The sequence below is a fragment of the Enterococcus sp. DIV0210g genome (genome assembly GCF_050559705.1).
GTDB lineage: Bacteria > Bacillota > Bacilli > Lactobacillales > Enterococcaceae > Enterococcus_B > Enterococcus_B faecalis_A.
In genome coordinates this window covers 970,412-988,096 of sequence record NZ_CP187903.1, presented here as the reverse complement: position 1 = coordinate 988,096, position 17,685 = coordinate 970,412, and the positions used below count along the sequence as shown (strand labels likewise).

Sequence of the window (17,685 nt, the reverse complement as noted above, 5' to 3'; positions counted from 1 at the left end):
TTATGCATCTTTTATCCTTTTTATCATGTCTACAGCATCTTCGTTTTTTTCTGTGTAGTATCCTTTTTTGATTGTACGTGATTGAAAACCAAGCTTACGATAAAGGCGCTGTGCATCTTTATTGCTGACTCGCACTTCTAAAGACAGTGTCTCACAGCGATTCATTATAGCAAAGTTTTCGATTTCGTCAATCAGGACTGACCCCAGACCTAAACGCTGATGCGATGGTAAAACAGCAATATTCGTCACGTGACAATCCGTTCCCAGTACTCTTGCACCAGAGAAACCGATCAATTTCCCATTTTCTTCAATACCCAAGTATAGATTCGTAAAAGGCGAGCGAAGTTCCGATAAAAAGGCGCTTTTAGTCCAAGGAAGTTCACCAAAGTAAACCGCCCTTTCAAGTGCCAGCAGCTCCTTGATATCCGAAGTATCCAGCTGACGCAAGAGATAAACACGATCCCCTCGCTTCAGCGTTTTCTGTCTAAATACACTTCTCTCTTTAAAAAAACTTTTGGTCAAGTCTTTAAATCTTCTCAACATAACTTTCTGCTCCTGGCTGGTGTGTTTCCAACCATTTTTCCTCTGCTTCAACAAGCTTCAAGTAACGCGGCAGAAAATCTTGGATGTTTTGGACAGGTTCAGCTTCTGCACCTAATTGCGCCAAAACTGCTCCGCTTGGAATATCCCAAAGAGGCACTTGGTTGATGGTGCTTTCCGGAAAATTCTCGCGGATCTCTGCTTCAAATTTTTGGCAGTCGCTTCCGACAAAATAAAAAACAGCGTCCATTTCCTTCAAGCGAGCAAACAAATCAGTCAATGCGATATGCGTATCTTCGATCACTGAGACCAGTTTTCCTTCTTTAAAACGATAAGCGCCAGCATAGACGTTTTTTCTGCGGGCATCAAACAAAGGAACAATGATTTCCTCGACCCCTGTGCAATTTGCCGCAATTGTTTTCAAGCTGGATATCCCTGTCAATTCTTTGTTCAATGTATCTGCTAAAGTTTTGGCTGTCGTCACGCCAATCCTTAAACCAGTATAAGAACCAGGACCATCTGATACAGCAATACGATCGATTTGATCCGGTGTTAACTGAAGGTCGCTGAATAATTGGTCAATCGCCGGCATAAGCGTTGTACTGTGGTTTTTTTTGATATTTGTTTGGATCTGCCCCAAAACCGTCTTTCCTTCAACAACACCCACCGCTAATGTTTGGTTGGCTGTATCGATTCCTAAAGTAATCATATGTATCTTCCTCTCTGCTGCTATTTGTCTATTGTAGCACATTTTTTCTGCAAAGAAAGGGAGGAAACAGACTTAGAATCCAAACAGAAAAAAGAGGTCTGATCCTATTGATCAGCCTCTTTTAATTCTTGGATTAGTAGGAACAGTCTATTTTGCGGATTCTCTGATTTCAAGGGTTGTTCCAACAATTATTTTTTTAGCTACAGGTGCTTCTGTCTTCGCTAAACCGACCACTGTCTCTACTGCTGTTTCCCCCAGCCATTCTGTATAAACTTTGACAGAGGTCAGCGCAGGTGTTACATATTTTGCCACGCTGATATCATTGAACCCGACCACAAACAGCTCTTTCGGCACACTGATCCCTGCTTCTTGTATGGCGCGCAAAGCACCGATTGCCAACGCATCATTTGCACAAAAAAGCGCATTGGGAACGTTTTTTGACTGTTGCAGAAATTTCTGGACTGCTTGATAGCCTGCATCGACAGAAAAATCAGCTTCGATCACAGATGCTGCAAGTTTTTTTTCGGCCATGATTGATTCAAAAGCCGAAAGACGAGGATCCGGCACTTTTTTTCGGCTTTGTTTCGTGTATTCTTTCCCAGCCAGAAAAACGATGTCCGTTCTTTTTTTCTTCAAGAAAAACTCTACGACCATTTTGACACTGGCATAAAAATCAACGACAAGCGAATCCACTCCAAGCATCGTTCCATCTGAATCGACAAGCAGCAGATTTTTTTGTGTCTGCTTCAATGACTCTAGTTGTTCTGCATCAAACTTTCCTAAAGCAATCGTCCCGTCTGCTTCTTGGCTGCTCATTGTCTCTAGTGTTTCTTTCAATAAAACAGCCCCAAGTTCCTGAGCTTTTTTTTCGATGCCCAGACGGATAGCAAGATAGTAAAGGTCTTCCAGCTCTTCTTCTTCGTTGTACCACTGGATCAGACGCAGGATCTGCTTGTCCCCCAATTGATTTTTATGGTGTTTGGTATAATTCAACATTTCTGCAGCTTCAAATATTTTTTTCTTTGTTTCTTGACCGACTGAAAGTCCTGAGTCATAATTCAGCACACGGGAAACAGTTGCAGGAGAAACCCCTGCCAAGTTTGCAATATCTTTGATCGTAGCCATGGTCTCTCCCCCAGTCTTTACAGTGTTTGTGTGAACCGTTCGAACGCTTCTTGTCCTTTTTGATCACGTTTGAAAACACCCGCATCTTCAAGGACTCTTGAAAATACATTTCCGACAGCTGTTTGGACGATCGCTTCTGCATTTTCTTCAGTGATTGTTTCATTTTCTTGTTTCAGCTGATCTGCCCACTCACGATGATAATCTGCGATGTGGTTTTCCTGATTTAAAAGATGGTGTTCTACTTCTTTTAATTCTTCTTTCAATCGCGGCGGCAAAATAGCCAATCCCATGACTTCGATCAACCCGATATTTTCTTTTTTGATGTGTTGGACATCACGGTGCGGATGAAAAATACCATCTGGATGTTCTTCAGACGTATTATTGTCACGCAACACTAAATCTAATTCAAAGTAGCCTTCGCGATGACGCGCGATTGGTGTGATTGTGTGATGCGGTGTTCCGTCTTCTGAAAACGCACGAACTTCCACAGTGTCATCCGAATAGTTTTGCCATTTTTCCAACACACTGTTCGCAGCTTCTGTCAGCAATTCTTTATCTGGTGACTGTAGTCGGATCACAGACATGGGCCATTTTACGACGCCGGCATTGACTAATGGATAGTCATTCAATTTGAATAAGCGCTCGATTGGTGCTTTGGCCATCGGAAATTCATGTCTGCCCGCTTGATAATGGTCGTGAGATAAAATCGAACCGCCGACGATCGGCAAATCTGCATTTGATCCGACAAAATAATGAGGCAGAACTTCAGTGATCCTTAACAAACGCTGGAAGGTCTCTTTATTGATTTTCATCGGACGGTGTTCTTCAGATAAAATGATCGAATGTTCTTCATAATATGCATATGGCGAATACTGGAAGCCCCAGCTTTCGCCGTCCAGATTCATCCGAATGATCCGGTGATTGGTGCGAGCCGGATAATTCAAACGACCTTTGTAGCCTTCATTTTCCATGCACAGCATACATTTTGGATAATCGACTTTTTCCGCTTCTCTTTCCGCAGCGATCTGTTTTGGATCTTTTTCTGGTTTCGACAGATTGATCGTGATTTCTAGATCTCCGTATTCTGTAGCTGCAGGAAATTGGATGTTTTTCGCAATAGCGCGTGTTTTTATATAGTCGTTTTGCTTGCTTAGATTAAAGAAATAATCGGTCGCTTCTTCTGGGCTTTTTGAATAATGTTGGGCAAAAAAAGCATTTACGACAGACGGCGGCGGTGTCAAAAAGTCCATCAATTGTGCTTCAAGCATTTCTTTTTCTGCTGGAAGATCCGAAATCACTTGGTTTTCTTTTGCTGCAGCAATCAGCTGATCCAGCAAGTCAACAGAAGCTGTTGTGACTTTACGCGGCTGTGTTTCTTCTAATGCTTCTTCCCCGATCATGCTCAACAGTCGATTTTGTATATAGATGCGGTCCATTTCCATCCAGCCGCCAGCTTCGATAGCTAATGTCGCAAAATCGCAAATTGCTTGACTGAGTGTCATTTTGTTTCCTCCCCATAACCGTTTGGATGGCTGACATGCCAATCCCAAGCAGTCTGAATAATCGCTTCGATTGTTGTATAATTTGGCTCCCAACCAAGGATTTCTTTGGCTTTCTCGCTTGAAGCAACCAAAGTACTTGGATCGCCCGCTCTTCGCGGTGCGACTTTTGCCGGAATCTCTTTTTGCGTTACTTTACGCGCAGCTTCCAGCATTTCTTTTACGGAGTAGCCGTTGTTGCTGCCAAGATTGAAGACATTGCTTTCGTTTCCAGCCTTTAAATATTCCAATGCCAAGATGTGTGCAGCAATCAGATCTTCAACATGTACATAGTCTCTGACGCATGTGCCGTCCGGTGTATCATAGTCATCACCAAAAATAGCTAATGCTTCACGTTGACCTAACGCTACTTGCAAGATGATTGGCACTAAATGTGTTTCTGGATCATGATCTTCTCCAATCGAAGCATCAGATTTAGCTCCTGCTACATTGAAATAACGAAGGGCAACATAACGCATACCGTATGCATTGTCACACCATTTCATCATTTTTTCCATCATCAATTTGCTTTCGCCATATGGATTCTTCGGATTTGTTGGTGTTGTTTCTCTGATCGGCGACTCTTCTGGCTCACCATAAGTTGCCGCAGTAGAAGAAAAGACGATATTTTTTACATCAAATTCTTTCATTACTTCTAATAAGATCTGCATTCCGTAAACATTATTATTGAAGTATTTCAATGGCTTTTCTACTGACTCTCCGACTAAAGAACTTGCAGCAAAATGGAGCACACCTTCAATTGCTTCTTGTTGGAAGACACTCCGCAAAAACGCTTTGTCGCGCACATCTCCTTCATAGAAACGAGCCTTGCTGTGAATGGCTTCTCTGTGTCCTGTCAATAAGTTATCGACAACAGCTACTTCATATCCGCGGCTGATCAGCTGGTCAACTGCGTGGGAACCGATATAGCCAGCTCCGCCTAAAACCAATATTGTCATCTCTTGCACCCCTTTTTATTTTCCTATCAATTAGAATAAACCTGCCTTACGATTGTAACAAAAAATCAAACGGCAAAACAGGAAATCCGGCTGTTTTATTGGTTGTTTACGTACTTTTTCACCTAATTATCTTCGTATTCGGTTTCAAAAACAGACAAAATCTGATGTGAACATTTTTAGTTTTGAAAAAATTCTAAGTAATCGTTTTAGTAAATATATAATAAAATATTTACTAAATAAATTCAAGTGTTTTTGAAAGCTTTTTCATATAATCGTATAGCTAGCGTTTTTAAAGGTTTTGTTTCATAATAGATATATAATCAAACAAACGAGGTGGAACAAATGAAAAAATTTATGTCCGGTTTATTACTAGGTACTTTGGCAACTGCAGCAGCTGTCGCTGGTTTAGCGGCTTCCGTTAAAAAAACAGTCATTGATCCAATCGACGAAAAAGAATCTATGATTGAAGAAAATCGTAAAAAAGCAATGCGCAAACGTGTTGCCCGTTAATACGGTGCAACACATTAAAACAAAACCAGACAAAAGGATCAGCTTAACCTCTTAAGAAAGAGGAAGCTGGTCCTTTTGTCTGGTTTTGTACCAATACATCTATTACTTATTTATGCTCATAGAATCATAGTTACATTTATTTTTCTTCTGCTTTTTATGGATCATTTTAAATCAACTGGCGGAATATCTATACTAAAAATCTAACTTCATTTGTTTCTGTAAAAATATCGGCCCTACATATATTGTTTTTTTCTCCTCGTTGATTCGATAAAAGATCGCGTAGCTCTTTCCAATTACTATTCGATATGTTTCTTCCATGCCAAATATTTGGGAAACTTCTTCATACATTTTTGGAAATGTTTTTGTTAGACCACGAGCTTTCTGGATGACGCTCACAAATCATCGTACGCTCATTTGATTATAACAAGTTATAACTCATTTTCGAGTTTTCTTTACTATATAAAGAATTATTTTCCTAAAACTTCTTGGGCGATTTTATCCGCTTGTCTTAGATTCCATGGATCTGTATACGGTCTGGCAGCCGCGGCGGTCAGCCAATCGACGCCTTCAACTGGGATACCGAAACAATAAAGATTCGTATAGCGGTGTCCGCTAGCATCGACGACTTGTGAAGTTAAGCGGTCAACTTCCAATGCTTCAGATTTGAAGGACGCTGTTTCGTCGGCAAAGGTATACGGACGAACTTTACGATGCTGGTAAAGATTTTTCAGCAAAGGATTTTCAGAGAGTGTAAGATTCGTGGAAGGCAACCTTGCTTCGATCAAATAATTACTGGAAACAATTGCTTCTTCTTTGACAGCAGTAAACTGCTTTCCTTTTTCAATGGTAAAGTTTGGCGGAAGCAGACGGAAAATCCCCGCATCAATCAGCGCAGCCAGCTCTTTCGTACGAGAAATCGGCGGACCGATCGTCAAAAACGTATTCATGTGGGTAAACCAGCCCCACAATAGCTCTTTGTATTCTTTCGCTGAAAAATCTCCCCATTCCATCACTTGTCGAATCGGGTCGCGCCAATCTTTCAGCGCATCTAGTGCAGAAGTAAATGCACCTGTACAATTCCCTTTTTCTGCTTCTTGGATTTGCCAGTCAATGAACTTTCGGCTTTCTGCTGTAAAATCTTGTCCAAAATACTTTTCGGGATTTTCTGCTTTATCCCATGACCAGCGAAATTTTTTCAATTCAGGGTAATCATCTAGGACACTTTCCTGTTCTTTTGTAAGATAGTCTTTTTCAAATTTTTTGCGATCAATAGCAAACCCTTTTTCATCAATCAGTTTTTTATAGTAAAACAATTCGACATCTTTTTTCAAAAGGTCAAAGAAAAGCGTTCCGGTCAGTTTTCCTTCGCTGTGGAGCTTTTCAAGATTTTCTTTAGTGATACATTTTGGCCAAGCTGATGCGCCGCCTTGTTTTTGATTTTTGCCTCTTGGATAATACGGCAGACCTTTGCGGGAACCACAGTACACGATGGGTTCTTTGCCTGAAGGATGATAGACATAACGGCCATTTTCTTCCGTAAAATGTCCTTCCCGCTCTTTTGTAAATAAGCCCACATAGTCAAAGAAACTTAACCCTAATCCTCGTAAAATAACAGGTTCTCCTGCTGGGATCTCACGGATAGACACATCGGCTGGATTCGTTGGCGGCTGGTAAAACAAGCCCGTTTTTTCCGCATGAAGCGCCAGTTCTTTTTCTTCGCCAGTCAATTCATTTTGGCTATGTCCGCTTGCGATAATCAGCTGATCGACATGGACAGTTTGTATTTCTGTAATCAAATCAAACCCATTTTCTGATTCTTCCGCTTTGAGGACCAATTCTTTAATCAATTGAAGCTGTTCGGGAAATCCCTGCAGCAGCTCCTTAAAAAACCACTCTTGATACATTCCGTAAAAACAACGGGTCGATTGTTCATCTGGCGTCAAATGGCTGGCTTCTTTTAGAAAAAAGCCTTGATTCTTATGCGGATTTTCACGAACAAAACGATGGGCTTCTGTTTGGCTCCATTCATAGAGATTGGGTCCATTAAATACTTTCCCTCCGCTAGAAAGTGTCTCATCTGTGAATAAAGTGACTTGCTGAGAGACAGAGTTCATCAATAAAGCAAGCGGCTGATCTGTACGCCAGACTTTTCCGCCGGGACCGTTCGGATCAAAAATAACTACTTCTATCTTTTCATTTTCTGCGTTATGCAAAAGACGTTCTGCCATGCTTAAACCGCGTGGGCCCGCGCCAATAATACCGATTTTCATAAGCAACCTTCTTTAAGCAATATTTTTTTTAAGACAACTGCATGATTATGGACTTCATCTTTTGCCCCATAAACAAGTGTGACAGTTTGTTTTTCCTGAACGAGTTCTTCCAAATGTGCAAGGGCTTTTTTGGCTTCATCGTTATTTTTCAATTCTGCCTGGTATTTTTCTTCAAAACTCGGAAAGCGGTCAGGCTGATGATTGAACCATTGCCGCAATTCTTTACTTGGCGCAACTTCTTTCAGCCAAAGATCGACATGCGCCTCTTCTTTTGAAATACCTCTTGCCCATAAACGATCAATCAATATTCGGTAACCGTCTGCTTTTTCTGCTGGCACGTAGGCTCTTTTTAGTTTCAACATCTCTTTTCCTCACTTCCCCTTGTTTTAATCCTAATTTTATCAAGGAAACAAAGGAACCGGCAATGGATATGGCTCGGAAAAGCGTTTTGAACGCTGATTCTGCGAATGAACGCAAAAAAGTCTGGGATTTTGACAAATCCCAGACGCTTCTGCAAACAAAAGTTTTTCTAAAAAACGATTATTTAATTTTTATGTTTTATTTTTCCAGACCAGCCGTCAAAGCCGCCTTTTAAGATATAAAGATCTTTGAAGCCTGCTTTGCGTAGTCTGTTTGCTGCACGGATACTGATACTTTTTCGTTGATCGTAAATGTAGACAGGTTTGTCTTTTCTTAATGAAACCAGTGATTCTTTCAATACTGTGTAAGGAATATTGCGCGCTCCCAGGATATGACTAGCATCAAACGCATCTTTTTCGCGAACGTCGATTACTTGCGCTTTACGCATACCTTCACGGAATTCTTCTTCTTCCAAAGTCGTCGCAGAGCGTTTCGCCATGATACGCAAATACAGTTCATTTCCTCCAATAGCTAACAAGATCACTATTAAAACGATATTGATCCAAAATAACATACGTGCTTTACTCCTTTTTTAAGCAAATTTCAAAGCCAATGAAGCTGCACCGATAACTCCTGCTTCGTTGCCTAATTGAGCTAATTTGACTTTTGTTGAATTTCTAACTTGAGGGAAAGTAAATTCCTTGAAGTATTTTTCTACTCGGCTGCGCAAGAATTCACCCGCAGCAGAAACACCGCCGCCTAAAACAACACTTGACGGGTTCAATGTGTTTCCTAAGTTCGCACAAGCTAATCCCAAGTAGAAACATACACGGTCTACGACCATCAACGCAAAGTCGTCGCCGTCTTCTGCTAATTCAAAGATATCTTTACTTGTTACTTCTTCGCCGTTGTCCAGCATAGCTTTTAGTTTTGAGTTTCCAGCATATTCTTCTGCTAGATGTCTGCCTAGACGTACGACACCGGTTGCACTAGATACTGTTTCTAGACAGCCGCGTTTGCCGCATGTACATTCAAAACCATTTGGATCTACTGTGATGTGACCGACTTCGCCGCCGCTTCCAGCTACGCCATGGATCAAGTTTCCAGCAGCAACGATCCCGCCGCCGACTCCTGTACCTAAAGTGATGAAGACGACATCTGGTTCGTTTTCGCCAGCACCTTTCCAGCGTTCGCCTAGCGCTGCGACGTTTGCATCATTATCGATAGCAAATTTGATTCCTGTACCTTTTTCGATTTGTCTTTTCACTGGCTGTACTTCTGTCCAGTTCAAATTGTAGGCACCGACTACCGTTCCTTTTTCGCTGTCGACACTTCCGGGAGTTCCCATGCCGATACCAATAAAGTCTTCTGCTTTCATATTATATAGATTCATGCGGTGGTTGATCGATTCAATGATTTCAGGTACGATATGTTTCCCATCTTCCAAAATATTGGTATCGATACTCCATTTTTGCTGAATCTCCCCTTCAGGAGTCAAGATAGCGAATTTCGCTGTTGTTCCACCTAAATCAATCCCAATAATTTTTTTATCCATCATATGTTTCCTTTCTTTCGGCTTTCTTCGATTCGGTGCTCTCTTTTTAAGATACGCCACGCATTCATGTATGTATCATGGTCGATCAAGCGCCCGTCGTAAATATTCTTCAACTCGATCATCATAAGTTCAATGTCATAAATACGTGCGCCTACATAGATGTAGATGCCAAATTTTTTAAATAGCTGTTGTACATCATACAAGCTTTCCATCTCTAAGCACTTCCTTCATATTATACAAGCAAACCATATTTTTTTAAACCCAATAAAAGACAAATTACAGCAATAAAAATAAAAATCAATGCGGAAATGATCCGCTGATGTACCGAATAACGTTCATTTCGGTTAGCAACGCCCACTATGTTCCCTAATAGTAAACCGCCAACGACTCCTCCAATGTGCCCCCAGATATCGATCGTCGAATCAAACAAGCTAAATACTAAGCTCAGCCCAATGAACATCAAAAACTGTCTGGCCATCATCGTGATTGAAGGCGTATTGCGGAAATTGAGCGCTAAGGCAAAAATCGCACCAAAAAGCCCAAATAATGAAGTGCTTGCCCCGGCGGATAATACACCAGGCTGGTTCATTGCAAAACTTGCCATATTCCCCATGATTCCGCTAAGCATATAAATCAAGAAAAATCGCCAATGACCGTACACATTTTCCATCTGCTCGCCCATAAAATAAAGCATCACAGAATTTACGGCAAAGTGCATCAATCCGAAATGGATGAAAATCGGTGTGATAAACCGCCAATATTCATGATAAAACACGACAAGCGGTCCAAACATCCCGCCTGCAGATTCAATCTGCAGATTCGGCACTAAATAAGCTAATAAAAAAACAACGGTCTGGATACCTAAGAAAATGTATGTCCAGAGCGGTTTATGCAGCCAGCGTCTCAGCTGCATCTTCTGCTGATAGTTCATAGATCCCTCCTATATCCCATCAATAAATAGTTGCTGGACAGCGATATCGAATACTTCTGGTTCCCATGCTTCGCATAACTGTTCTTGAAAAACCAAGCTGCACGTTTTCCCTGGATACCTTTTCAAATAGCGGTCATAATAACCGCCGCCAAAACCGATACGAAATCCCTTTTCGGAATAAATAACTCCAGGAACAATCAGCAGTTCGATTTCTTCTGGACGAACATGCGTTGTTTCTGGCGGTTCTTTCACACCAAACGCAGAGACTGTGAACTCCGAATCTTTTTCGATCAAGAAGAATTCCATCTGCCGTTGCGGCAATGTTTTCGGTGCCGCAACTTTTTTTCCTTCTTCAAAGGCTTTTTCGATGATTGGGTGCGTGTTTAGTTCGAACGGTCCAGACAATGTGATGCCAATGACTTCAGCATTTTTCCAGATAGTGCTAGCAAACAATTTTTGATAGATTTGTTCTTCTTTTTGTTTTTTATTTTTCTCAAGAGCTAGACTTTTCAAAGAAAGTATACCCTTTTCCCGTAAAATCTCTTTCTCCAAACAATCACCTTTCTTCCCCGGTTAGATGTTAGCCGAAAAGCAGTAAAATAGCAATTGCTTTTCTCATTATAACAGAACAAAACTGGAACAATAACCTTTCCAGCTATTATCCCAGTAATTTTTAATGAAAAATATTTTTTTGCCGCGCAAACAACAAATATAAAAAGTAAGGCGCTCCGATTAATGCAATCAAGATCCCCGTTGGTATTTCGCCGCTCGGCATAAGCAAGCGAGCACCGATATCCGCAGCATTGACGAGCAGCGCGCCAATCAATGCGCTGATAAGACAGGTCCAGCTGTTCTCTTTTTTGACGATCAGTTTGGCAGCGTGAGGCGAAAGCAGCCCGACAAACGAAAGACTTCCTGCAACTGCCACACTTCCACAAGCTAATGCGACTGCCGCTGCTAATAGTATTTTTTGGCTTCTTGGTACATTGATCCCTAAACTTTGCGCACGTTCTTGACCAAAAGAAAGTACCGGTATTTTACGATTGTATAAAAACGCAATCGGCAAAAGTACCACTACCCAAGGGATTAGCGACCAAACATTTGACCAGCTAGAGCCCCAGATCGACCCTGCCAGCCAAGCATTGACGAAACCATAATTTTCTTTAGAGAGTTGGATCGTACACAATAGCGTTAAAGCTGAAAGACCTGCATTAACTGCGATGCCTGCTAACAACAAACGATTCATCCCTACTTGTCCGCTATGCTTTCGAGCCGTCAAATAAACAAGAGCAGAAGCCAGGATACCACCCATAAACGCGATAAACGGCAAAAGAAGCGCATTGATATTTTGTGAAAAAAAGCCCAGATACAGCATAACAAAAAATCCAGCCCCTGCATTGATGCCCAAAATACTTGAATCGGCCAACTCATTTCTTGTCACGCCTTGCAGCAGATACCCGGAAACACCCAAACACGCACCAGCAATCAAACTGATCAGCAAACGAGGCATCCGAAATTCAGAAACAATAAGCTGCTCCACCGGTTTTCCTGCCCCTGTTATCACCTGGATCAATTGATTCCCTGATAAAAAAGGCGTGCCCACCATCAAACTCACGACAGCTGTTGCTAGAATCAATGCCGCAAATAACAAAACAATTGGTTTGACAACTTTCACAGCTGTTCCCTCCTTACTTGGTTCAATAGAAACGGTACGCCAATCAAGGCAATAACTAAACCAAATGGCGTTTCAAAAGGAGGATTGATCATCCGAGCAATAAAATCTGCTAACATCACTAGACCGCCGCCGAAAAGAAAAGACGCCGGCAAGACAAAACGATAATCTGTACCAATTGCTCCACGGACGATATGCGGTACCATCAAACCGATAAAAGCCACAGGCCCGACCAAAGAAACAGCGATCGCAGCTAAAACGGCCACGATCCCAAAAGCCGCCAAACGCGTACGGTTCGGATGTCCACCTAATGCAAGAGCATGTGCTTCACTAAGATTCACTAAAGAAATCTGTTTCCCTAAAGTCATAGACAGCAAGACTGCTGCTGCATAAAATGGAAGGATTAAACGAAGCTGCTGCCAAGTGATATTCGCTGCTCCGCCAACAAACCAAAACGCAAGATCTTGCTGCAAATTGAAAAGTTGAGCCAACGCTTGGCTTACCGCAGTAAAAAATGAACTAATTGCTACCCCAGCTAAAACGAGCTGGACAGGATTCAAGCCCACTCTTGAAAAACGCAAAAATCCAAACACCAGCAGCGTAACAAGCAAAGAACCCGCTAGCGAACACAAAAACACGATAAACGAAGAAGCCGTATGCCAAAAAGAAAAACAAAGCGCCATCGCTAATGAAGCGCCAGCATTGATTCCTAGCAATCCCGAATCGGCAAGCGGATTTTTCGTCACCCCTTGCATCAAAGCGCCGCTCAGTGCAAAACTGCTGCCGACCACGAAAGCTCCCAGCACACGCGGCAAGCGGATATTTCGGATGATTTGATGGGTTTGTTTTCCTGACTCAAAATGAATGAATGATTGCCAAAAATCAGACCAGCTGACAGATGCAGCTCCATAAAATAAAGCAAGTCCAAAAAGGAGAAACAATAAACAAATCAATAGAACCAGAAAAGCAGGTTTTGACATTTTTTTCATCCTTCTGCCTCCTGTTTCTTCAGCAGATCATACGTCAAAAAAATCGGTTTTTCAGATTCAGGCAAAAATGTGATTTGCGCATCGATCTCAAACAACTCTTTCATCCAATGTTTGGTTATCACTTCTTTTGGTGTCCCTTCAACTATCAATTCTCCCTCTTTCAAACCCAATAAATAGTCCGAAAATCGAGAAGCATGATTGATGTCATGGATAGACATCAAAATCGTTGTTTGTTTCATTTGGTTGATTTCAGATAACAAATGCAGGATCTCTAACTGATGAGCCGGGTCTAAAAAAGTAGTTGGTTCATCTAAAATAAGGATATCCGTTTCTTGTGCTAATGCCATGGCAATCCAAACTCGTTGTGCTTGACCGCCAGATAACGTCGCTAATTCTCTTGAACGGAAAGCTTTTAGTCCTGTTGCTTCTAACGCCCAATCGACTGCTGCGATATCTTGCTCATCGATGCCGTGGAAAGGTTTTTGATAGGGATATCTTCCATATGAGACGACCTCTTCTACTGTCATTCCTAAAGGCGACTCGCTGCTCTGCGCCAGCAATGCGATTTTTTTCGCTAACTCTTTAGGGTGATAAGAAGCAATCGGCCGATCATCAACAGATACATTTCCTTTTGTTACTGGGAGCAAACGGGTAAAACTTTTCAGCAATGTTGATTTCCCGCTGCCGTTTGGACCAATCAGGCTAGTGATCTTGCCTTCTGGTATCTTGACCGACAAATGCTCTATGATTTTTTTATTTGGATATCCGGCAGCAATACTTTCCGCTTTTAATTTTGTCATCTCAACCATCCTTTTACTGAAAATCATTCTCAATTATCGCTTTGCTTTGTGCTTTCGTCAAGTCTTACTTTGATTTCCATGAGACAAAACTTAAAACGTTCTCTTTTACAAAGATGACTATACAAAAAAGCATTGACACTGCTTGCTATCTCAGGAATAATGATTATTGAGAATCATTCTCAACACACAGGAGGAAAACTATGAAAATCCAAGCAAAATTAGCAGCACTTTTTGGTACACTTTTCTTGATCACCGCATTAAGCGCCTGCTCTTCATCGAATACAGCAAAAGAAGATCAAGGCACACATACGGTAACTGACACATTGGGAAATAAAGTAGAGATACCTGATCATCCTAAACGTATTATCGGCAGCTATCTTGAAGACTATCTTGTTGCTTTAGACGAAAAACCTGTTGCGCAATGGACAGTCGGCAGCGGTTCGATCCAGCACTATTTACAAGATAAATTGGAAGGTGTCCCAACGATTTCTTATGACCTTCCTTATGAAAAAGTATTGAGTTTTGAACCAGATTTATTATTGATTTCTTCATCTGCTACGGTTGAAGGAGGAAAATATGAACAATACAGCAAGATCGCCCCTACATATGTAGTGAAAAATGGAAATGACGTCACTTGGGAAGAACAATTGACAGACATCGGCAAAGCGTTAGATAAAGAAGATCAAGCAAAAGAGATCATCAGCGATTACAATTCTTTCGCAAAAGAGACCCGCGAGGAATTAGCAGATAAAATCGACGGAAAAAGCGCAGCTATCTTATGGGTAACAAATAATTCAGCCTTTATGGTCAGCGAAAACCGTTCAAGCGGCCGTATCGTTTACGGCGATTTAAAATTTGAAACACCTGCATTAGTTAATGAAATAACACAAAGCGCCACTTCAGACTGGTCCGCTGTTTCATCAGAAAAATTAGCAGAATTAGATGCGGACTATATCATTTTAGTCAACAGCGACAAAGATGCAGCCATGTTCAACGAGCCTGTCTGGCAAAATCTAAAAGCAGTCAAGGAAAATCATGTGTTGGAATTCGGACCAGAATCAAGCTGGTTGTATAATGGACCAATTGCCAGCAAGAAAATGATTGAGGATATCAAGGAGAATTTGTAGCCAAAGAGGTCGTGAACTCAGCGTTTTGCTTTGAGCAGTAAGGAGAATTTTTCGAAAGTCGCTTCCCAGACTTTTGCGAAAATTTGACTTAGTGCCGAGAAGCAGCTGAGTGAACACCGTTTATAGAGAGGTCGTGAAAATGACGTCCTGCTCCAAGAATTAAGAATGGTAAATTAGAAATAGCTCTCCATATTTTTAATTTATCAGACTTAATTCCGCAGGAGCAGTCATTTGAACACCGTTTAAAAAGAGGTCGTGAGCAAAGCGTTATGACTTGAGTATTAACGAAGAAATCCGCGAAACAGCTTTTTATGTTTTGCGGATTTTTGAATTAATACCGAAAGTCAGCTTTGTGAACACCGTTTACTAAGAGGTCGTAAACGAGCTGTTCAGCTTCAAGTGATAAGATTCTTTTCTACTGAAAAATAGCTTTTTATATTTTACAGTAGAAAAGCTTATCACCGAAGAAGCTAGCTCGTGAGCACCGTTTGGATAGAGGTCGTGAACCAAGTATTATGACTTGAATATTAAAGAAAAACACAAAAGAGGATGGCATTTTGTTCCGTCCTCTTTTGTGTTCTTCAAGTTTTTATTCGGTTAAAGAAGTCCGAACCCATTTTTGGAAACGATGCGGATACAGATTTTCTTCATCTATTTTTCCTTCGCGTTCTTCGACTAATTCAAATCCTGAAAAATCGATTTCTCCAATATAGGTATCTCCGGTAAATTCCTCATCGATCAATGTCCGCCAAATGATTCCTGTTTGTGGTAATAACGCCCGAAAAATATCCCCGCCGCCCGAAATATAAATATCTTCATCCACGGTTTTGCTGAATGCTAAAAGCTCATCAATAGAATGCATAACTTGGGCATTCTCTTTTACCGGCAAGTCTTTTCTCGTTGTTAAAACAATGATTTTTCGGTACGGTTTGCTTAACTCGCCCATCCCTTCATATGTTTTTCTTCCCATCACCAAGATCCTATTCATGGTATGTTCTCTAAAAAAACGCATATCATCTTGCAATCGCCAAGGCAGCAAGCCGTCTTTGCCGATCAATCCATTTTTATCTTGTGCCCACATCGAAATAAACATATCTACTCGCCCTCTCCAACTCTTTTATGTTATGAATACTAACAGTTTTTTCATATAAAAACCAACAGGACTTTCTTTTTTTAAAACAAAAAAAGCCCCAGCCATTGGAATACCAAAGGATGGGAACTTATGCAGTAAGCTTATTTTTTTTCGCGGTGCAAAGTAACTTTGCGTTCGCGTGGGCAATATTTTTTCTTTTCCAAACGATCAGGGTTGTTACGTTTGTTTTTGCTTGTTAGATAGTTTTGTTCTTTACAAGAAGTACATTCTAAAGTGATGTTTACGCGCATGTTTTTCCCTCCCCAATTACTAGAATTCTCCAAGATGACTCTCAGACTTCATTATCTTACCATGATTTTTCTGAGAATGCTACCCTTTTTGCCGATTTTGTTAAGTATTTTTACTTGACGAAAAAATGGACAACCCGACTCTCCTTTTCCAGCTGAAATACATCAGTTATTCATATTATTTTTCTTTTTTTCAGAATGGGCTTACACTTATATTCAGGAGGTGATATCGTGCTTGTTGTTGTTGATATGCAAAACCATATACTTGATCCCGAGAGCAATCAATTCGTTTCAGGGGCAGAGGAACTTGTACCAAAAATCGCTCAACGGGTCGCAAAAGCACATGAAAAAAATGAATTCGTTCTTTTTACTCAAGATATCCCAGTCGATTATAAAGATACCGAGGAAGAGAACGCATTGGAATTTCAACTGATCTATGGTCTGGGAATGGACACATCTGATACCCGAATCAAAAAATATTACTTTACCATTCCCCCTGAAAAGCTGATTCGAATTAAAGAAGAATTTTTTGCGGACAAAAAAGAAGAAAAAAAGATTCAGTTAGCTGGTGTGGAAACGAATCTGTGTGTGCTTTCGAATGCTTTAGGCTTGCAAAGCGTATTTCCAGAGGCCGATATCTACATCGACCCGACACTTGTTGCTGCTAACACAAAACAACAAGAATCACTTGAACTTTTGAAACACTTCAATATTGAAATCAAGGAGGATGCTGCCAATGCCATGGAACATGAATGACTACCCTGCTTCAATGAAAAATATGGATAAATTGACCCGAAAAAAAGCAATCGACATCGCCAATGCCTTATTAGATGAGGACTATCCTGATGATCGCGCTATCCCGATTGCTATGAAGCAAGCGAAAGAATGGGTAAGCAATGCGTCAGAAGCAGAAAAAAAGAAATTTTCTGAAGAAAAAAATCCTACAAAACATGACAAACATCAAGAAAATCCTCGTGCTGGAAAATTGATGGATGCAGATGTCGATGTCAAATTCGAAAATGACCACTGGATCGTCATTTCTGAAGGTGCCAAACAAGCAAGTCAGCATTTCGATACAAAAAAAGAAGCCGTTGAACGAGGAAAAGAAATCGCCGAAAACAAACAATCGACTTTAAAAGTCTACAAAAAAGACGGCACACTTGAAAAATCTTGATAGTTTCACACAAAAAGACCACTGCACCAGCTTAAGCTGATACAGC

General features: G+C 41.0%; 21 protein-coding genes and 1 pseudogene. 4 read left to right on the top strand and 18 right to left on the bottom strand.

The window, feature by feature from the left end:
• From rimI to galE, 5 genes are all read right to left on the bottom strand, one after another.
• Complete coding sequence (gene rimI, locus IGI64_RS04880; protein WP_429939665.1) at window positions 1–543, bottom strand: ribosomal protein S18-alanine N-acetyltransferase; 543 nt, start codon at window positions 541–543, stop codon at window positions 1–3.
• A complete protein-coding gene (gene tsaB, locus IGI64_RS04875) occupies window positions 527–1,249 on the bottom strand; it encodes a tRNA (adenosine(37)-N6)-threonylcarbamoyltransferase complex dimerization subunit type 1 TsaB (protein ID WP_429939663.1) in 723 nt (240 codons plus the stop codon). The genes rimI and tsaB overlap by 17 nt, the downstream gene beginning before the upstream one ends.
• 147 nt (window positions 1,250–1,396) lie before the next feature.
• Entirely contained in the window at window positions 1,397–2,374 is a 978-nt protein-coding gene (locus IGI64_RS04870) for a LacI family DNA-binding transcriptional regulator (protein ID WP_429939661.1), read from the bottom strand.
• A 17-nt stretch (window positions 2,375–2,391) separates the two neighbouring features.
• Entirely contained in the window at window positions 2,392–3,876 is a 1,485-nt protein-coding gene (gene galT, locus IGI64_RS04865; RefSeq protein WP_429939660.1) for a UDP-glucose--hexose-1-phosphate uridylyltransferase, read from the bottom strand.
• Window positions 3,873–4,871 (bottom strand): UDP-glucose 4-epimerase GalE, encoded by a 999-nt coding sequence (gene galE, locus IGI64_RS04860; protein WP_016625431.1) that lies wholly within the window; start codon window positions 4,869–4,871, stop codon window positions 3,873–3,875. The genes galT and galE overlap by 4 nt, the downstream gene beginning before the upstream one ends.
• Before the next feature lie 342 nt (window positions 4,872–5,213).
• Here galE and IGI64_RS04855 point away from each other — a divergent pair, with 342 nt between their 5' ends.
• Window positions 5,214–5,381 carry a DUF3042 family protein gene (locus IGI64_RS04855; RefSeq protein WP_016625432.1) on the top strand — a complete coding sequence of 56 codons (168 nt, stop codon included), beginning with the start codon at window positions 5,214–5,216 and terminating at the stop codon, window positions 5,379–5,381.
• Between the two features lie 192 nt (window positions 5,382–5,573).
• Here the strand turns inward: IGI64_RS04855 and IGI64_RS04850 are convergent.
• The 11 genes and pseudogenes from IGI64_RS04850 to IGI64_RS04800 form a co-directional block, all read right to left on the bottom strand.
• Window positions 5,574–5,780: pseudogene (locus IGI64_RS04850) on the bottom strand (type II toxin-antitoxin system RelE/ParE family toxin); the annotation flags it as partial.
• Window positions 5,781–5,848: 68 nt separating this feature from the next.
• Window positions 5,849–7,651, bottom strand: coding sequence for an FAD/NAD(P)-binding protein (locus IGI64_RS04845; RefSeq protein ID WP_429939658.1), 1,803 nt, complete (start codon window positions 7,649–7,651; stop codon window positions 5,849–5,851).
• The gene (locus IGI64_RS04840) at window positions 7,648–8,013 is read right to left on the bottom strand and encodes a DUF488 domain-containing protein (RefSeq protein ID WP_429939656.1); all 366 of its coding nucleotides are present in this window, start codon (window positions 8,011–8,013) and stop codon (window positions 7,648–7,650) included. The genes IGI64_RS04845 and IGI64_RS04840 overlap by 4 nt, the downstream gene beginning before the upstream one ends.
• Before the next feature lie 182 nt (window positions 8,014–8,195).
• Complete coding sequence (locus IGI64_RS04835; protein ID WP_016625436.1) at window positions 8,196–8,585, bottom strand: rhodanese-like domain-containing protein; 390 nt, start codon at window positions 8,583–8,585, stop codon at window positions 8,196–8,198.
• An 18-nt stretch (window positions 8,586–8,603) separates the two neighbouring features.
• Window positions 8,604–9,566: an ROK family glucokinase gene (locus tag IGI64_RS04830; RefSeq protein ID WP_034863069.1), complete on the bottom strand. Its 963-nt coding sequence runs from the start codon at window positions 9,564–9,566 to the stop codon at window positions 8,604–8,606.
• Window positions 9,566–9,778, bottom strand: a complete 213-nt coding sequence (locus IGI64_RS04825; RefSeq protein WP_016625438.1) for a YqgQ family protein — start codon at window positions 9,776–9,778, stop codon at window positions 9,566–9,568. Before IGI64_RS04825 ends, IGI64_RS04830 begins: the two co-directional genes overlap by 1 nt.
• Window positions 9,779–9,798: 20 nt before the next feature.
• Window positions 9,799–10,497, bottom strand: coding sequence for a rhomboid family intramembrane serine protease (locus tag IGI64_RS04820; protein WP_016625439.1), 699 nt, complete (start codon window positions 10,495–10,497; stop codon window positions 9,799–9,801).
• A gap of 9 nt (window positions 10,498–10,506) precedes the next feature.
• Entirely contained in the window at window positions 10,507–11,049 is a 543-nt protein-coding gene (locus tag IGI64_RS04815) for a 5-formyltetrahydrofolate cyclo-ligase (protein WP_429939653.1), read from the bottom strand.
• Between the two features lie 121 nt (window positions 11,050–11,170).
• Window positions 11,171–12,172, bottom strand: coding sequence for a FecCD family ABC transporter permease (locus IGI64_RS04810; RefSeq protein WP_429939651.1), 1,002 nt, complete (start codon window positions 12,170–12,172; stop codon window positions 11,171–11,173).
• Entirely contained in the window at window positions 12,169–13,158 is a 990-nt protein-coding gene (locus IGI64_RS04805; protein WP_429939649.1) for a FecCD family ABC transporter permease, read from the bottom strand. Before IGI64_RS04805 ends, IGI64_RS04810 begins: the two co-directional genes overlap by 4 nt.
• Entirely contained in the window at window positions 13,155–13,958 is an 804-nt protein-coding gene (locus IGI64_RS04800; RefSeq protein WP_429939648.1) for an ABC transporter ATP-binding protein, read from the bottom strand. The genes IGI64_RS04805 and IGI64_RS04800 overlap by 4 nt, the downstream gene beginning before the upstream one ends.
• Window positions 13,959–14,158: 200 nt before the next feature.
• Here IGI64_RS04800 and IGI64_RS04795 point away from each other — a divergent pair, with 200 nt between their 5' ends.
• Window positions 14,159–15,085, top strand: coding sequence for an iron-hydroxamate ABC transporter substrate-binding protein (locus tag IGI64_RS04795; protein WP_429939647.1), 927 nt, complete (start codon window positions 14,159–14,161; stop codon window positions 15,083–15,085).
• Window positions 15,086–15,674: 589 nt separating this feature from the next.
• Here the strand turns inward: IGI64_RS04795 and IGI64_RS04790 are convergent.
• Entirely contained in the window at window positions 15,675–16,178 is a 504-nt protein-coding gene (locus tag IGI64_RS04790) for a dihydrofolate reductase (RefSeq protein WP_429939646.1), read from the bottom strand.
• Between the two features lie 140 nt (window positions 16,179–16,318).
• A complete protein-coding gene (rpmG, locus tag IGI64_RS04785) occupies window positions 16,319–16,468 on the bottom strand; it encodes a 50S ribosomal protein L33 (protein ID WP_016625446.1) in 150 nt (49 codons plus the stop codon).
• A gap of 228 nt (window positions 16,469–16,696) precedes the next feature.
• On the opposite strand from rpmG, the gene IGI64_RS04780 reads away from it, so the two are divergent.
• Complete coding sequence (locus tag IGI64_RS04780; protein WP_429939645.1) at window positions 16,697–17,221, top strand: isochorismatase family protein; 525 nt, start codon at window positions 16,697–16,699, stop codon at window positions 17,219–17,221.
• The gene (locus IGI64_RS04775; RefSeq protein WP_034863078.1) at window positions 17,202–17,639 is read left to right on the top strand and encodes a DUF2188 domain-containing protein; all 438 of its coding nucleotides are present in this window, start codon (window positions 17,202–17,204) and stop codon (window positions 17,637–17,639) included. Before IGI64_RS04780 ends, IGI64_RS04775 begins: the two co-directional genes overlap by 20 nt.
• Window positions 17,640–17,685: the final 46 nt, after the last annotated feature.

Coding starts and splice junctions, on each gene's coding strand:
- rimI (WP_429939665.1), bottom strand. CDS start 543: ATGTTGAGAAGATTTAAAGACTTGACCAAAAGTTTTTTTAAAGAGAGA.
- tsaB (WP_429939663.1), bottom strand. CDS start 1,249: ATGATTACTTTAGGAATCGATACAGCCAACCAAACATTAGCGGTGGGT.
- IGI64_RS04870 (WP_429939661.1), bottom strand. CDS start 2,374: ATGGCTACGATCAAAGATATTGCAAACTTGGCAGGGGTTTCTCCTGCA.
- galT (WP_429939660.1), bottom strand. CDS start 3,876: ATGACACTCAGTCAAGCAATTTGCGATTTTGCGACATTAGCTATCGAA.
- galE (WP_016625431.1), bottom strand. CDS start 4,871: ATGACAATATTGGTTTTAGGCGGAGCTGGCTATATCGGTTCCCACGCA.
- IGI64_RS04855 (WP_016625432.1), top strand. CDS start 5,214: ATGAAAAAATTTATGTCCGGTTTATTACTAGGTACTTTGGCAACTGCA.
- IGI64_RS04845 (WP_429939658.1), bottom strand. CDS start 7,651: ATGAAAATCGGTATTATTGGCGCGGGCCCACGCGGTTTAAGCATGGCA.
- IGI64_RS04840 (WP_429939656.1), bottom strand. CDS start 8,013: ATGTTGAAACTAAAAAGAGCCTACGTGCCAGCAGAAAAAGCAGACGGT.
- IGI64_RS04835 (WP_016625436.1), bottom strand. CDS start 8,585: ATGTTATTTTGGATCAATATCGTTTTAATAGTGATCTTGTTAGCTATT.
- IGI64_RS04830 (WP_034863069.1), bottom strand. CDS start 9,566: ATGGATAAAAAAATTATTGGGATTGATTTAGGTGGAACAACAGCGAAA.
- IGI64_RS04825 (WP_016625438.1), bottom strand. CDS start 9,778: ATGGAAAGCTTGTATGATGTACAACAGCTATTTAAAAAATTTGGCATC.
- IGI64_RS04820 (WP_016625439.1), bottom strand. CDS start 10,497: ATGAACTATCAGCAGAAGATGCAGCTGAGACGCTGGCTGCATAAACCG.
- IGI64_RS04805 (WP_429939649.1), bottom strand. CDS start 13,158: ATGAAAAAAATGTCAAAACCTGCTTTTCTGGTTCTATTGATTTGTTTA.
- IGI64_RS04800 (WP_429939648.1), bottom strand. CDS start 13,958: ATGACAAAATTAAAAGCGGAAAGTATTGCTGCCGGATATCCAAATAAA.
- IGI64_RS04795 (WP_429939647.1), top strand. CDS start 14,159: ATGAAAATCCAAGCAAAATTAGCAGCACTTTTTGGTACACTTTTCTTG.
- IGI64_RS04790 (WP_429939646.1), bottom strand. CDS start 16,178: ATGTTTATTTCGATGTGGGCACAAGATAAAAATGGATTGATCGGCAAA.
- rpmG (WP_016625446.1), bottom strand. CDS start 16,468: ATGCGCGTAAACATCACTTTAGAATGTACTTCTTGTAAAGAACAAAAC.
- IGI64_RS04775 (WP_034863078.1), top strand. CDS start 17,202: ATGCCATGGAACATGAATGACTACCCTGCTTCAATGAAAAATATGGAT.